At 66.3% G+C, this 12,413-nt stretch carries 12 protein-coding genes; 9 read left to right on the forward strand and 3 right to left on the reverse strand.

What is annotated here, in order from left to right:
* From lpxA to lpxB, 3 genes are read left to right on the forward strand one after another with little or no spacing between them, the layout of a single operon-like run.
* The gene (gene lpxA / locus OU426_RS00865; RefSeq protein WP_267631949.1) at positions 1-795 is read left to right on the forward strand and encodes an acyl-ACP--UDP-N-acetylglucosamine O-acyltransferase; all 795 of its coding nucleotides are present in this window, start codon (positions 1-3) and stop codon (positions 793-795) included.
* Entirely contained in the window at positions 792-1,598 is an 807-nt protein-coding gene (locus OU426_RS00870) for an LpxI family protein (RefSeq protein WP_267631950.1), read from the forward strand. The genes lpxA and OU426_RS00870 overlap by 4 nt, the downstream gene beginning before the upstream one ends.
* Entirely contained in the window at positions 1,595-2,746 is a 1,152-nt protein-coding gene (lpxB, locus tag OU426_RS00875) for a lipid-A-disaccharide synthase (protein WP_267631951.1), read from the forward strand. The genes OU426_RS00870 and lpxB overlap by 4 nt, the downstream gene beginning before the upstream one ends.
* On the opposite strand, the gene OU426_RS00880 is transcribed toward lpxB, so the two are convergent.
* The gene (locus OU426_RS00880) at positions 2,717-3,157 is read right to left on the reverse strand and encodes a hypothetical protein (protein WP_267631952.1); all 441 of its coding nucleotides are present in this window, start codon (positions 3,155-3,157) and stop codon (positions 2,717-2,719) included. The genes lpxB and OU426_RS00880 overlap by 30 nt on opposite strands.
* Positions 3,158-3,266: 109 nt before the next feature.
* Here OU426_RS00880 and OU426_RS00885 point away from each other — a divergent pair, with 109 nt between their 5' ends.
* Complete coding sequence (locus OU426_RS00885) at positions 3,267-4,028, forward strand: helix-turn-helix domain-containing protein (RefSeq protein WP_267631953.1); 762 nt, start codon at positions 3,267-3,269, stop codon at positions 4,026-4,028.
* Positions 4,029-4,058: 30 nt separating this feature from the next.
* On the opposite strand, the gene mnmA is transcribed toward OU426_RS00885, so the two are convergent.
* Positions 4,059-5,207 (reverse strand): tRNA 2-thiouridine(34) synthase MnmA, encoded by a 1,149-nt coding sequence (mnmA, locus tag OU426_RS00890; RefSeq protein ID WP_267632883.1) that lies wholly within the window; start codon positions 5,205-5,207, stop codon positions 4,059-4,061.
* Positions 5,208-5,338: 131 nt separating this feature from the next.
* Between mnmA and sciP the strand changes: the two genes are divergently transcribed.
* The 4 genes from sciP (at position 5,339) to recG (ending at position 11,120) form a co-directional block, all read left to right on the forward strand.
* A complete protein-coding gene (gene sciP / locus OU426_RS00895) occupies positions 5,339-5,617 on the forward strand; it encodes a CtrA inhibitor SciP (RefSeq protein ID WP_267631955.1) in 279 nt (92 codons plus the stop codon).
* Positions 5,618-5,711: 94 nt separating this feature from the next.
* The gene (gene ctrA, locus OU426_RS00900) at positions 5,712-6,425 is read left to right on the forward strand and encodes a response regulator transcription factor CtrA (protein ID WP_267631956.1); all 714 of its coding nucleotides are present in this window, start codon (positions 5,712-5,714) and stop codon (positions 6,423-6,425) included.
* A 493-nt stretch (positions 6,426-6,918) separates the two neighbouring features.
* Positions 6,919-9,036: an NAD-dependent DNA ligase LigA gene (ligA, locus tag OU426_RS00905; protein ID WP_267631957.1), complete on the forward strand. Its 2,118-nt coding sequence runs from the start codon at positions 6,919-6,921 to the stop codon at positions 9,034-9,036.
* Positions 9,033-11,120 (forward strand): ATP-dependent DNA helicase RecG, encoded by a 2,088-nt coding sequence (gene recG, locus OU426_RS00910; protein ID WP_267631958.1) that lies wholly within the window; start codon positions 9,033-9,035, stop codon positions 11,118-11,120. Before ligA ends, recG begins: the two co-directional genes overlap by 4 nt.
* Before the next feature lie 401 nt (positions 11,121-11,521).
* Here the strand turns inward: recG and OU426_RS00915 are convergent, their stop codons facing one another.
* Positions 11,522-11,956 (reverse strand): iron-sulfur cluster assembly scaffold protein, encoded by a 435-nt coding sequence (locus OU426_RS00915; RefSeq protein WP_267631960.1) that lies wholly within the window; start codon positions 11,954-11,956, stop codon positions 11,522-11,524.
* Positions 11,957-12,046: 90 nt separating this feature from the next.
* Between OU426_RS00915 and hisI the strand changes: the two genes are divergently transcribed.
* Positions 12,047-12,409, forward strand: a complete 363-nt coding sequence (gene hisI / locus OU426_RS00920; protein ID WP_267631961.1) for a phosphoribosyl-AMP cyclohydrolase — start codon at positions 12,047-12,049, stop codon at positions 12,407-12,409.
* Positions 12,410-12,413 lie beyond the last annotated feature (4 nt).

Consider the following 12,413-nt stretch of genomic DNA (forward strand, 5'->3'; position numbering starts at 1 on the left):
ATGGCTATTGACCCCAGAGCCATCGTCCATCCTTCGGCGGTCATCGCCCCGGAGGCCGGGATCGGCCCGGACTGTCGCATCGGTCCCTTTTGCGTCATCGGGCCAGAGGTGACGCTCGGGCCGGGGGTAGAGCTGAAATCCCATGTGGTGATCGATGGGCAGACCGAAATCGGTGAGGGCACGGTTGTCTATCCGTTCGCCTCGCTCGGCCATGCGCCGCAGGATCTGAAGTTCCGGGGCGAACATACACGCCTTGTCATCGGCGCCCGCAACCGTATCCGCGAAGGGGTGACGATGAACCCCGGCACAGACGGCGGCGGCGGCGTGACGCGGATCGGCGATGACGGGCTGTTCATGGCAAACTCCCATGTCGCCCATGATTGCCGTATCGGCGACCGGGTGATCCTCGTGAACAATGTCGCCATCGCCGGCCATTGCGTGCTGGAAGATGACGTGATCGTGGGCGGCCTTTCCGGCGTTCATCAGTTCGTCCGCATCGGGCGCGGCGCGATGATCGGCGCGGTCACGATGGTGACAGCCGACGTGATCCCGCACGGTCTGGTGCAGGGGCCGCGCGGTGTCTTGGACGGGCTGAACCTTGTCGGCCTGAAACGGCGCGGCGCGGGCAAAGCCGACATCCTCGCCCTGCGCGACCTTCTGGGCGATCTCGGGCATGGCTCCTTCCGCGACAGCGCGCGCGAGCGGGCGAACGAGGGCACCGACAATGAATATGTCCGGGAAGTGCTGAACTTCATCCTCGGCCCGTCGGACCGTTCCTTCCTCGCGCCCAGATGACCAAGACCGCGCTCATCGCCGGGCAGGGGCAGTTGCCCGGGCTGCTGGCCAGCGAACTATCCGCACGAGGCGAGGATTTTCTGGTCGCCGAGATGGACGGGTTTCCAGCCACCATCGACGGCGTCGAACCGCTGCGCTTCCGGATCGAGCGGCTGGTGCCCTTCCTCGATCATCTGGCGGGCGCAGGCGTGACCCGCGTCTGTTTCGCGGGCGCGGTCCGGCGCCCGAAGATCGAGCCCGAACTGTTCGACGCGCAGACCGCGACGCTGGTGCCGCGCCTTCTGGGCGCCATCCAGTCGGGCGACGATGCCGCGCTGCGCGCCGTGATCGCGATCTTCGAGGAGTGGGATTTCACCGTCGTCGGTGCCGATCAGATCGCCCCCGACCTTGTTCCCGGTGAGGGCGTCCTGACCGGTCAACCCTCCGAGCAGGACGTGAAGGACGCTGCCCGCGCAGCCGAGATCGTCGGCGCGACCGGCGCTCTCGATATCGGGCAGGGGGCCATCGTCGCGCGCGGCCTCTGCCTCGCGGTCGAGACGCTGCCGGGGACTGATGCGATGCTCGATTTCACCGCCCGCACGCACCCGTTTCCGCGCACGGGGCTTCTCTACAAGGCGCCGAAGCCCGGGCAGGACCGCCGCGTCGATCTGCCCGCCATCGGCCCCGAAACCGTGGCGCGTGCCGCCGCCGCCGGTCTGAACGGCATCACCTGGGAAGCAGGCGGCGCGCTCCTGCTCGACCGGGCCGCCACCGTCGCGGCAGCGGAGTCAGCGGGTCTCTTCCTCTGGTCGCGGGCGCCATGAAGCTGTTCCTCACCGCCGGAGAAGCCTCGGGCGACGCGCTTGGTGCGGCGCTGATGGCGGGGCTGAAGGCGCTCTGCCCCGATGTGAGGTTCGAAGGCGTGGGCGGGCCGCTGATGGCGGCCGAAGGGCTCGACAGCCTCTTCCCGATGGAAGACCTCGCGGTCATGGGCCTTCTGGAGGTTCTGCCGAAATACCGGTTTCTGAAGCGCCGCATCGCCGAGGCCGCCGCGGCGGTGACGGCTGCGAGGCCCGATGCGCTGATCACGATCGACAGCCCGGACTTCTCGCTGCGCGTGGCAAAACTGGTGCGCGAAGCGAACCCAAGCCAGAAGACTATCCACTATGTCGCGCCCACGGTCTGGGCCTGGCGGCCGGGGCGGGCCGCGAAGATGGCACCGCTCATCGACCATGTGCTGGCGCTCTTTCCGTTCGAGCCGCCCTATATGGAAGCGGCCGGGATGACATGCGATTTCGTCGGACACCCGGTGGTGTCGATGCCGCGCGCGACCGAGGCAGAGGCAAGCGCCTTCCGAGAAAGCCATTCGATTGATGAGGACCAGCCGCTGCTCCTCTGCTTGCCCGGCAGCCGCAGGGGAGAGGTCACGCGCCTGATGCCGCGGTTCGAACTGGCGCTAGACCGGCTCCAGGCAGACCATCCCGGCCTGCGCATCGCCATCCCCACAGTGCGTGGCGTCGCCGGGGTTGTCGGCGACCGCGCCGCGCGCTGGCAGAACCCGCCGCTCATCCTGACCGACGCCGCCGACAAACGCGCCGCCTTCGGCGCCGCCAATCTGGCGCTGGCGGCTTCGGGGACCGTGAGCCTGGAACTGGCCGCGAACCGAGTACCGATGGTCATCGCGCACGACTTCAACCGGCTCACCTGGTGGATGATGAAGCGCGCGGCGCTGATCGACACGGTGACACTCGTCAATATCGTGTCGGAAACCCGTGCGGTGCCAGAATTCCTCGGCCCCGCCTGCCGCCCCGGCCCGATCGTCGATGCGCTTGCCCGGCTTCTGGCCGATCCGGCGGCGCGCACGGCGCAGCTCGCTGCGATGGAGGCGACGATGGACCGGCTCGGCCGCGGTGCCGAAGCGCCGGGCCTGCGCGCGGCGCGCTCAGTTCTGGCCCGGCTTGGCGGCAGCTAGACCGGCCCGGCCGAGGAAGGGCCAGAGGAGCAGGCCGAGGAACAAGGTATTGCCGATCAGGTTCATCGGTGCGCCTGCGGCCAGAGACCCCGCGCCATCGACCGCGAACCAGGTCAGGTAGCCCCAAAGAACCGCCCGCCGCGCGGCGCCCGGCTCCGATCGGCTAAGGGCACGGGCCAATCCGATTTGACAGACACCCCAGCCCGCCGCGACCCCGCCGAGCATGGCGGCGAGCAGGCGCGACCCGGCGGGCGCGATATTTTCGGCGCCGTCCGGTGGCCAGAACAGCAGGTCGAATGCCAGACCGGCCGTACCGTTCAAGCCGGGCAGGTTCGAGGCTGCCACCAGCAGGCCGAAGCCAAGGATCAGCCATCCGCCGATCTCGAGCACCCGGGTGAAGTCGCGTTGCATCATCTTTCTCCTTTCGCCAAATCGGCGCGACGATGGGGCTGTCGCGCGCGCGGAGCAATTACCTGTGGGGTAGGTGTTTTGCCGACGAACCGGTGCTAGGCTGGGCGGCATGAGCGATTTCCCTTCCCTCCTGCGCCTCTGGCGCACCAAAAGGCGCTACAGCCAGCTTGCGCTCGCCGCGGATGCCGGGATTTCCGCCCGCCATCTGTCCTTCCTTGAAACCGGGCGCGCCAGGCCGAGCCGCGCCATGGTGTTGCGGCTTGCCGAAGTGCTGCAGATGCCGCGCGGTGACACCAACGGTGCGCTCGCTGCTGCGGGGTTCTCTGACGCGTTCAGTCAGCACAGGCTTGATAGCGCAGCGCTGGCGCCCGCGCGCGCAGCGCTCGACCGGCTGATGCAGCGGCACATGCCCTATCCGGCCGTGATGATGGACCGCGACTGGCGGATCGTCGATCTCAACCCAGCCGCGGCCCGCCTCTATGGCCCGGCCGGGCTCGGGGCCGGCGACAGCATTCTCGACGTCCTAGGTCTGCCCGGCGGACCGCAGGCGATGATCGAGAACTGGCCCGAGGTTGGCGCCCATCTTCTCACGCGCCTTCGGGCGGAAAGCCGGGCGGGCGGCGGCATCGCTTTGCTTGATCGCGCCGCCGCGCGGCTTGCCGCCGACCCGGATGTCGCGCGCCAGTCCGGAACCGGGCAGACACCGCCGCTTATCCCCACGATCTACCGGCTGGGCGAGCGGCGCCTGTCGCTCTTCTCGACCTTCGTCCAGATCGGTGGCGGCGAGGACATAACGCTCACGGAGTTGCGGCTCGAGATGATCTTTCCGATGGATGAAGCGACAGGGCTCTTTCTGGAAACCCTTGCCTGACCTCGAACGGGTCGGCTGAACGCGACGGAATCAGCGCCCCTTCCAGATCCAGCCGCCGCCAAGTATGCGGCCGGTCGGGCCAGTGCTGCCGCTCTCGTAGAAGACGCAGGCCTGCCCGGGGCTCACGCCATCCTCAGGGTCCAGCAGTTCCACCTCCGCCTCGGTGGCCGAGAGCGGGCGGATGACGGCGGGGCGGGGCGGGCGGGTCGAGCGGATCTTGACCGCGACCTGCCATTCCTCGGCGCTGTCGAAGGCGCTGTCGCCCAGCCAGTTGATCTCGCGCACCGGCACGATGCGGGTGGCGAGCGCCTCTTTCGGGCCGACGATCACCCGGCGGCTGTCGGGGTCGAGCTTCACCACATAGAGCGGATCGCCCGTGCCGCCGACGCCCAGACCGCGGCGCTGGCCGATCGTATAATGGATCACGCCGCGATGTTCGCCCATGACGCGCCCGTCGAGATGCACGATCTCACCCGGGTCGGCGGCGCCGGGGCGCAGCTTCTCGATTACCGAGGCATAATTGCCATTCGGTACGAAGCAGATGTCCTGGCTATCGGGCTTGTCGGCTACCGACAGCCCGTACTTCGCTGCAAGCGCGCGGGTTTCGGCCTTGGACGGCAGGTGCCCGAGCGGGAAGCGCAGGAATGAAAGCTGTTCCGGCGTCGTCGAGAAGAGGAAATAGGACTGGTCGCGGTTCGCGTCCGCCGCGCAATGCAGCTCCGGTCCCGCCGTCCCCATCTTGCGCTGGATATAGTGGCCGGTCGCCATGCAGTCGGCGTCAAGCTCCTTCGCGGTGGCGAGAAGGTCCTTGAACTTTACCCTTTCGTTGCAGCGGATGCAGGGCACCGGCGTCGCACCCGCCAGATAGGCATCGGCAAATTCCTCGATGACCGCCTCGCGGAACATGTTTTCGTAATCGAGCACGTAATGCGGGAACCCCATCGCCTCGGCAACCCGGCGCGCATCATGGATGTCTTGCCCTGCGCAGCAGGCGCCCTTCTTGGCCAGCGCTGCGCCGTGATCGTAGAGCTGCAGCGTCACACCCACCACATCGTAACCCTCTTCCTTCAGCATGGCGGCCACGACCGAACTGTCGACGCCGCCGGACATGGCAACGACGACACGGGTGTCGGCAGGGGCCTTGGCAAGGCCAAGCGAGTTCAGCGGCAGGTCTTTCATCGGAATGCTCATCAGGGTCCGACGGAATATAGGAAAATTCGAAACACTCACAAGGCCGGGTTTCACCCCTCATTAAGCCAGCTTTGGGAGGCTTGGCGCCGGTGAAGAGCTGGTTCGTCAGGGGGTGCCCGATGTTTCTCAAGAAGATCGACGGTCCAAGGGCGGTGACGCTGCCGGATGGAACGGTGATGACGCGCGCCGATCTGCCGCCGCCGGAAACGCGGCGCTGGGTGGCAAGCCGCAAGGCGCGCGTGGTGCGCGCGGTCCAGCATGGTCTGTTGCCGCTGAAAGAGGCGCTTGAGCGCTATGCGCTGTCCGAGGAGGAGTTCGATCTCTGGCGTGCGGCGGTGGAGCAATATGGCGAAAAGGCACTGAAGGTCACGGCTTTGCAAAAGTATCGCCAACTTTAGGTTGTATTTTTATACTGGAATGCGTCGGTAACGTGTGATTAACCATTTCGGCCCATGGTTAAGGTAATGAAGGCTTTAACGCGGAGTGCGGCGCATGAGAATTTTGCTCGTTGAAGACGATCCCACCACCTCCCGGAGTATCGAACTGATGCTGACGCATGCGAACCTGAACGTCTATTGCACCGACCTGGGCGAAGAAGGGATCGATCTGGCGAAGCTCTATGACTACGACCTGATCCTTCTTGATCTGAACCTGCCAGACATGAACGGTCATGAGGTGCTGCGCCAGCTTCGCCTGTCGAAGATCGCCACGCCCATACTGATTCTGTCGGGCGCCGACGATACGGAAAACAAGATCCGCGGTTTCGGCTTCGGCGCCGACGATTATCTGACCAAGCCCTTCCACCGCGAGGAACTGGTGGCGCGCATCCATGCGATCATCCGCCGCTCGAAGGGCCATGCCCAGTCGATCATCCGCACCGGCCATATCAATGTGAACCTCGACGCCAAGACCGTGGATGTCGACGGACTGCCGGTGCATCTGACCGGCAAGGAATATCAGATGCTCGAGCTTCTGAGTCTCAGGAAAGGCACGACGCTCACCAAGGAGATGTTCCTCAATCATCTTTATGGCGGGATGGACGAGCCGGAACTGAAGATCATCGATGTCTTCATCTGCAAGCTGCGGAAGAAGCTGGCCGAGGCCACGGGCGGCGAGAATTACATCGAGACGGTTTGGGGGCGGGGCTATGTGTTGCGCGAGCCCCATCCGCAGGACATGGACCGGCGGGTCGCCGTCGGCGCCTGAGAGGGCGGAGCGGGTTCAGCACGGCGGCAGGCACCAGCCCCGGCGAAGGGCGGTTCCCGAGGTTTCGGAGGTCGCCTTTCTGCCTTGGGCGCGGTTTCCGTCAACAGGCGATCCTGACATATGTTCCCGCCGAGCCTCCGCTGGGCTGCCCACGCAAGTGGATCGCCAGCGCCACTGCCCTGCTGGGATGAATCCGGTGCCGGTTCTGCGCGTCGGTCATGTGTTTCAGACTGGCTAGACGTGCCCGGCTACGGTCGGTCGTGCGTTGATCGGTATGGGGTTTCGTCTCGCCTGTGGCGGGCCGACCCGCCGGCGGCTCTGCCCCCGGGCCCCCGAGGTATTTAGGCCAAGATGAACAGCATTCGAATACTGCGTTTGGTTTCGGCCGATAGCAGTGCCCGAGCGGCTCTGGCCCTGCAGAACCGCCTGACTGTCTGGGGGCTGGACCCGGCGCTGGCTTGATCCTAACAGTGGGGAAAGACCGGAGGTGGCGATGGCGGTGGGTGCGGTGGAACGTATGAGCGAAGCAGAGGCGCGCGCCGACTGGGCCCGGATCGCTGAAGAGGTTCGCCGCGCCAACCGCGCCTATCATGCCGAGGACGCGCCGGAGATATCGGATGCCGATTATGATGCGCTGAAGGCACGGCTTCGTGCCCTAGAGGCGCGTTTCCCCGATCTGGCGGCGGAGAGCCCGACGGAAGAGGTGGGTGCGGCGCCGTCGGAGACGTTCGCCAAGGTGACGCATGCGGTGCGGATGCTGTCGCTGGAAAATGCCTTCTCGGAAGAAGATGCCGCCGATTTCGTGGAGCGTGTGCGGTCGTTCCTGAACCTCGCGGCAGAGGCGGAGCTGGCGGTGACGGCGGAGCCCAAGATCGACGGGCTGTCGCTATCCTTGCGCTATGAAAAGGGCTGGCTTGTGCAGGCGGCGACGCGCGGCGATGGGGCGGTGGGGGAGAATGTCACCGACAATGCCCGCACCATCGCCGATATTCCCGCGCGGTTGTCAGGGGCGCCGGACCTTCTAGAGGTGCGGGGCGAGGTCTATATGAGCCACGCCGATTTTGCCGCGCTGAATGCGCGACAGGCAGCGGCGGGCGAGAAGACCTTCGCCAATCCGAGGAATGCGGCGGCGGGATCCTTGCGCCAGCTGGACGCCGGCATCACCGCCGCGCGGCCATTGCGGTTCTTTGCCTATAGCTGGGGGGCACTGTCAGAGCCGCTGGCGGTCACGCAGATCGGCGCGGTCGAACGGCTTGCAGCGTTGGGCTTCCAGACCAACCCCCGGACGCGGGTCTGCCGGTCGCTGCCCGAGATGATGGTGGCCTACCGCGAGATTGAACAGGCGCGTGCGACCTTGGGCTATGACATCGACGGCGTGGTCTACAAGATCGACAATCTGGCACTGCAGGCGCGGCTCGGCTTCCGCTCGACCACGCCGCGCTGGGCGATTGCCCATAAGTTTCCGGCGGAACTGGCCTGGACGCAGCTCGAGGCGATCGACATTCAGGTCGGCCGCACCGGGGCGCTGTCGCCCGTGGCGCGGCTTAAGCCGGTGACGGTCGGCGGGGTCGTCGTGTCGAACGCGACGCTGCACAATGAGGATTACATCGCCGGGCGCGACGCCAAGGGCAGCCCGATCCGCGAAGGCAAGGATATCCGCGTGGGCGACTGGGTGCAGGTGTATCGCGCGGGCGACGTGATCCCGAAGATCGCCGATGTCGATCTGTCGCAACGGCCCGAAGGCGCGGAACCCTATTTCTTTCCGCACCGCTGCCCGGAATGCGGGTCGGACGCCGTGCGGGAAGAAGGCGATGCCGTCCGCCGTTGCACCGGCGGCCTCATCTGCCCGGCGCAGGCGGTCGAGAAACTGAAGCATTTCGTCTCGCGCGGAGCCTTTGATATCGAGGGGCTGGGGGCAAAGCAGATCGAGATGTTCTTCGCCGACGATCAATTGCCGATCCGGGAACCGGCCGACATTTTCACGCTTGCGGCGCGCGATGCAGCGAACCTGACCAAGCTGAAGAACCGCGACGGGTTTGGGGAACGGTCTGCCGCGAACCTCTTTGCCGCGATCGAGGACCGGCGGGCGATCCCGCTGAACCGCGTGATCTTTGCGCTTGGCATCCGCCATGTCGGCGAAAGTGCCGCGAACCTTCTGGCGCGGAATTACGGGACCTGGGAGGCGTTCGAGGCGGCGATGACCGGGGCGCAGGTTGGCGAGGGGCCGGACTGGCAGGCGCTGACCGCGATTGACGGGGTGGGCGATGTGCTGGCGGCCTCGGTGGTGAATGCCTTCCATCAGGAGGCCGAGCGCGCCTCGATCGACCGGCTGGTCGCGCAGCTGAAGATCGCTGAGGTGGCGCGGCCCGTGACCGAAGGCAGCCCGGTCGCAGGCAAGACGGTGGTCTTTACCGGGACGCTCGAAAAGATGACGCGCGCCGAAGCCAAGGCGCGGGCCGAGGCCCTGGGGGCCAAGGTCGCGGGTTCGGTCAGTGCCAAGACCGATCTGCTGGTCGCGGGGCCGGGGGCGGGATCGAAAGCCAAGGAGGCCGAACGCCTCGGGGTCGAAACCATCGACGAAGACGCCTGGCTGAGGCTGATCGGCGGATGAGCCGCCCGGCGGTCCTCTTTCCGCTTTTCGCGGATGTCGAGACGCTTGAGGGGATCGGGCCCAAGGCCGCGAAACTTCTGCCCGCGCTGGGGATCGAGCGGCCGAGGGATTTTCTCTTCACCTTGCCCTATGCGGTCATCGACCGGCGGCTGCGCGCTTCGATCCGCGATGCGGTGTTGCCCGCCACTGTGACGGTCGAGGTCGAGGTCGGCGCCCATGTGCCCGCGCGGCGCAAGGGCGGGCCGGTCCGGGTCTTCGTGCGGGATGCCGCGACGGAGTTCCAGCTGGTCTTCTTCCACCTGAAGGGCGATTACCTTGCCAAGCAATTGCCGACGGGCCAGCGACGCATCGTCTCTGGCAAGGTCGAGATATTCGACGGGCTGGCGCAGATGGTCCATCCCGACCATATATTGCGCCCTGAGGAGGCGCGCGAACTGGCGGAGTTCGAGCCGGTCTATCCCCTGACCGCCGGGGTCACGCAAAAGCAGATGGCGCGCGCCGCGGGGGCGGCGCTGATGCGGGCGCCAGCCCTGTCCGAATGGATCGACCCCGCGCTTCTGGCGCGCGAGGGCTGGCCGGGCTGGCAGGCAGCACTGGAGGCCGCCCATCAGCCGAAGGGCGCGGCGGATTGCGCGCCCGAGGCTCCGGCGCGGCTAAGGCTCGCCTATGACGAGATGTTTGCCCATCAGCTGACCCTGTCGCTAGCCCGCACTGCTTTCCGGCGCGGCAAGGGCAGGGCGTCGGTGGGGGACGGGCATCTGCAAGGCCGCGTGCGCGCGGCGCTGCCCTACGAGCCCACCGCGGCGCAGGAACGCGCGATTGCCGAGATTGCCGCCGATATGGGGTGCGACAAGCGGATGAGCCGGCTGTTGCAGGGCGATGTCGGGTCGGGCAAGACACTGGTTGCCTTCATGGCGCTTCTGAACGCGGTCGAGGCGGGCGGGCAGGGCGTGATGATGGCGCCCACGGAAATCCTTGCGCGCCAGCATTTCGACGGGCTGAAACCGCTGGCGGAGAGTGCCGGCGTGACGCTCGATATCCTGTCGGGCCGAGACCGTGGGACGGAGCGGGCGGCGAAGCTGAAGGCGCTCGCCGCGGGCCAGTTGCAGGTGCTGGTGGGGACGCATGCCGTGTTCCAGAAGGACGTGGCCTTCCACGACCTGAGGCTCGCGATCATCGACGAGCAGCACCGGTTCGGGGTCGAGCAACGCAAGGAACTTGGTGCGAAGGGCATCGCGGCGGATGTGCTGGTGATGACGGCGACGCCGATCCCGCGCTCGCTGGCGCTGGCGCAATATGGCGACATGGATGTCTCGGTCCTGGATGAGAAACCGCCCGGACGGACGCCGGTGAAGACGGCGCTGATTTCATCGGGGCGGTATGAGGAGGTGGTGGCGCATCTGAGGCAGGCGGTGGCCGAGGGGCGGCAGGCCTATTGGGTCTGCCCGCTGGTCGAGGAAAGCGAGCTGGTCGATCTGATCGCGGCGGAGGACCGGTTCAAGACCCTTCGGGCGGCCTTGGGCGAAGGGGTCGTGGGGCTGGTCCACGGTCAGATGGCGCCCGCCGACAAGGATGCAGCGATGGCCGATTTCGTGGCGGGCCGCAGCAAGGTTCTGGTGGCGACGACCGTGATCGAAGTGGGGGTGAACGTGCCCAATGCCTCGATCATGGTGATCGAGCGGGCCGAGACCTTCGGGCTTGCCCAGCTGCATCAATTGCGCGGCAGGGTAGGGCGCGGGGCGGCGGAATCGACCTGCCTGATGATGTATCAGCCGCCCCTGTCCGAGGCGGCGGAGCGGCGGCTGCAGATACTCCGCGAGAGCGAGGACGGGTTTCGCATCGCCGAGGAAGATCTTGCCATGCGCGGCGCGGGCGATCTGGTCGGCACCGCACAGTCCGGCCTGCCACGCTTCCGCGTCGCCGATCTTGACCGGCAGGCGGCATTGATGGCGGTCGCGCAAAGCGATGCGCGGGCGTTGCTGGCGACCGATCCGGAGCTTACCGGCCCGCGCGGTCAGGCGGCTCGGGTGCTTTTGTGGCTGATGGGCAAGGACGAGGCGATCCGCTTTATCGCCGTCGGTTAGGTTTTGTTCGCGAATGTTCTTAAAAAGTTCTTTACATCAGCTGATCCATGTGAGAACAAAAGGGCAACAATGATGGAGGAACCGATGCGTGACCTGAAAGCCGCCTTTTCCCGCTCTCACGAAACCATGCTGATCGATGCGGCGGGGCTTGCCTCGCTGATCGCCATGCTGATCGTCGGTCTCCACCTGCCCGATCTGATCTGACCCTGCCCAAGCGGTCTTCCCCGGGGGCCTGCCTGTCCCGCAGTGATACCCCCCGGGCCGATCCCCAGTCGGCCCCGTCCCCGGTAACCGCAGACTGCCGCCGTGTCCCTGCCGGGACACGGCGGTTTTTTCTTGAAGAGCGGGAGGGCGCCGCCCTCCCGCACCCTCCCGGAGTATTTGTGGACAGAACGTGGGGATCAGTGAGTCTTTGAAAAAGCGTCGACGGTTGCCTCCAACACCAGCAGGATCGAGGCATGGCGGTTGGCATAGTCGCGCGCGGGTGTCAGCACCTCGTAGCCATCGAAAGGCGGGGTAGGGACGGGGCCCATCTCCTTCAACATCGCCTTCAGTTCGTCGCGCGCCTTCAGCACTTCTGCCTCGGTCCGCCCGACCATCTGTGCGCCGGCAATCGCGGCCGAAGCCTGGCCAAGCGCACAGGCCTTCACATCCTGGCCAAAGCGGGTGATGCGGCCATCCTTCAGCCCCAGATCGACGGTGACGGTTGAACCGCAGAGCGGCGAGCGGCGCATGGCCGACGCGTCGGGATGGTCGAGACGTTCGGCATGGGGAATGTCGGCCGCGAGCGCCAGGATGCGCTGCGAATAGAGTTTGATGAGATCGGTCTCGCTCATGGCCCCGCCCGAATTGCCGCCCCTGAATTGCCGCCCCTGCGGTTTGGCCCTAAAGATAGAGGCCGGTTCTGGGAAATCAACGAGACGAAGATGCTATTTGACGCGACCACACTACGCTTCGACGCTTCCGGGCTTTTGCCGGTGATCGCGCAGGACCATGCCTCGGGCGAGGTTCTGATGCTCGCCTGGATGAATGCGGATGCGGTGAGCCGGACGCTGGAGACCGGGCGCGTCACCTACTGGTCGCGCTCGCGGCAGTCTTTCTGGGTGAAGGGCGAAAGTTCCGGCCATGTGCAGAGGCTGGTCGAACTGCGCGTCGATTGTGACCGCGATTGCCTTCTGGTGCGGGTCGAGCAGACCGGTCCGGCCTGCCATACCAACCGTCGGACCTGCTTTTACACGGCGGTGCAGGATGGGGCAGAGGTCGAACTGATGGCGCCTGAGGCGCACTGACCGG

It is taken from the genome of Frigidibacter sp. RF13, assembly GCF_026626305.1.
In the GTDB taxonomy this organism is placed as follows: Bacteria; Pseudomonadota; Alphaproteobacteria; order Rhodobacterales; family Rhodobacteraceae; genus TMP-24.

Bases quoted from the DNA above. Each gene is read 5' to 3' on its own strand.
- sciP (WP_267631955.1), top strand. From the start codon at position 5,339: ATGTTTCTCAAGAAGATCGACGGTCCAAGGGCGGTGACGCTGCCGGAT.
- OU426_RS00915 (WP_267631960.1), bottom strand. From the start codon at position 11,956: ATGAGCGAGACCGATCTCATCAAACTCTATTCGCAGCGCATCCTGGCG.
- OU426_RS00870 (WP_267631950.1), top strand. From the start codon at position 792: ATGACCAAGACCGCGCTCATCGCCGGGCAGGGGCAGTTGCCCGGGCTG.
- mnmA (WP_267632883.1), bottom strand. From the start codon at position 5,207: ATGAAAGACCTGCCGCTGAACTCGCTTGGCCTTGCCAAGGCCCCTGCC.
- lpxB (WP_267631951.1), top strand. From the start codon at position 1,595: ATGAAGCTGTTCCTCACCGCCGGAGAAGCCTCGGGCGACGCGCTTGGT.
- hisI (WP_267631961.1), top strand. From the start codon at position 12,047: ATGCTATTTGACGCGACCACACTACGCTTCGACGCTTCCGGGCTTTTG.
- OU426_RS00885 (WP_267631953.1), top strand. From the start codon at position 3,267: ATGAGCGATTTCCCTTCCCTCCTGCGCCTCTGGCGCACCAAAAGGCGC.
- recG (WP_267631958.1), top strand. From the start codon at position 9,033: ATGAGCCGCCCGGCGGTCCTCTTTCCGCTTTTCGCGGATGTCGAGACG.
- ctrA (WP_267631956.1), top strand. From the start codon at position 5,712: ATGAGAATTTTGCTCGTTGAAGACGATCCCACCACCTCCCGGAGTATC.
- ligA (WP_267631957.1), top strand. From the start codon at position 6,919: ATGGCGGTGGGTGCGGTGGAACGTATGAGCGAAGCAGAGGCGCGCGCC.
- lpxA (WP_267631949.1), top strand. From the start codon at position 1: ATGGCTATTGACCCCAGAGCCATCGTCCATCCTTCGGCGGTCATCGCC.
- OU426_RS00880 (WP_267631952.1), bottom strand. From the start codon at position 3,157: ATGCAACGCGACTTCACCCGGGTGCTCGAGATCGGCGGATGGCTGATC.